The organism is Erythrobacter sp. (genome assembly GCF_038133525.1).
Lineage (GTDB): Bacteria > Pseudomonadota > Alphaproteobacteria > Sphingomonadales > Sphingomonadaceae > Qipengyuania.
Genome location: NZ_JAYPTL010000037.1, coordinates 31756 through 33022, shown reverse-complemented (window position 1 = coordinate 33022; position 1267 = coordinate 31756). Strand labels below are relative to the sequence as shown.

The following is a 1267-nucleotide window of genomic DNA, read 5'->3' as shown; positions in this document are numbered from 1 at the left end:
TTTTTGTTTTTTGTTGGTGTTTTTGTTGGGGGGGGGGTGGGGCCCCCAAATCCATTTTCCCCTTCGCACACCCCCAAACAACGTGGAGGGCAGCCCGGCTTGGCCGAGGCTGCCCTTCTCGGTTTGTGTCCCCGGTGCGGCGAACGTAGCCTGTTTGATGGCTGGCTGGCCTTCGCCGGCAAGTGCAAGGCCTGCGGCCTCGACCTATCGCGGTTCAATGTGGGTGATGGCCCCGCGGCGCTGGTGACGTTGGCGGTTGGCGCCATCACCGTCGGACTGGCCATCTGGCTACAGCTTTCGGTCGAGCCGCCCTGGTGGGTGCATGTGCTGCTGTGGGTGCCGCTGACGCTGGCGTTGGTCATTGGCGGCCTGCGCACCACCAAAGCGTTCCTACTGATCAGCGAATACCGCAACGATGCCCGCGAGGCGGGGTCGAAGGGTATCTGAATGCGTATTCCGGTGATCCCCACCATCATTGTCGCGGCAGCTATCGCTACCATGATCGCGCTCGGCTTCTGGCAGCTCGGCCGCAAGGACGAGAAGGAAGCGATGATCGCACGCTATGAACGCGTGCAGGAATCCTCCTCGGAGGTCGCGTTTCCACGTTCCGAGGATGATTTTCCCGACGCGCTCTATCGCCATAGCCGTGTCACCTGCGATCGGGTGATTGCAAGCCGTACAACTTCTGGACGTGGCCCTGATGGCGTGAGCGGTCTGGCACAGGTGGTGACCTGTGAACTGGACGGTGGCGGAACAACCGAGATCGCCCTCGGACTTTCCGCGAATCCCCAGCCGGTTGCCTGGAGCGGCGGTGAGGTAGCAGGCTTCATCGGAGCGGCGGGCAAGGGCGTGCGGCTTGTCGCTTCGCCGCCAGTGGCTGGCCTCGCGCCCATGGCCCCGCCCGATCCCAAGGACCTGCCCAACAATCATCTCGCATACGCAGGCCAATGGTTCTTTTTCGCGCTGACGGCGCTGGTGATCTACATCCTCGCCCTGCGCCGGCGCGCCGGGGAGCAGGGGAGGGCGGCTAAGGGGGAATAAAGCGCCCCTTGCTTGCCCGCTCACCGACGCGCCGCTAACCGCTTCGCACGATGAAATACGTCTCCACCCGTGGCTCTGCGCCCTCGCTCGATTTCGCCGGTGTCACCCTGGCTGGCCTCGCATCCGATGGCGGTCTCTATGTCCCCGAGCATTGGCCGCAGTTCTCGCAAGACGAAATCGCCGCTATGCGCGGTTTGCCATACGCCCAACTGGCCGCGCGCGTGAT

The 1267-nt window shown here is 63.8% G+C and carries 2 protein-coding genes and 1 pseudogene; all 3 read left to right on the top strand.

The genetic code is table 11. The features are described 5' to 3' along the window. Positions 1–99: 99 nt before the first annotated feature. Complete coding sequence (locus tag AAFM29_RS11015) at positions 100–447, top strand: DUF983 domain-containing protein (RefSeq protein WP_341712851.1); 348 nt, start codon at positions 100–102, stop codon at positions 445–447. Then, positions 448–1041 (top strand): SURF1 family protein, encoded by a 594-nt coding sequence (locus AAFM29_RS11010; protein ID WP_341712850.1) that lies wholly within the window; start codon positions 448–450, stop codon positions 1039–1041. It begins immediately after the preceding gene. A gap of 50 nt (positions 1042–1091) precedes the next feature. Further along, positions 1092–1267: pseudogene (locus AAFM29_RS11005) on the top strand (threonine synthase); the annotation flags it as partial.

Excerpts from the sequence above, each read along its gene's own strand:
- AAFM29_RS11010 (WP_341712850.1), top strand. The coding sequence starts at position 448 with ATGCGTATTCCGGTGATCCCCACCATCATTGTCGCGGCAGCTATCGCT.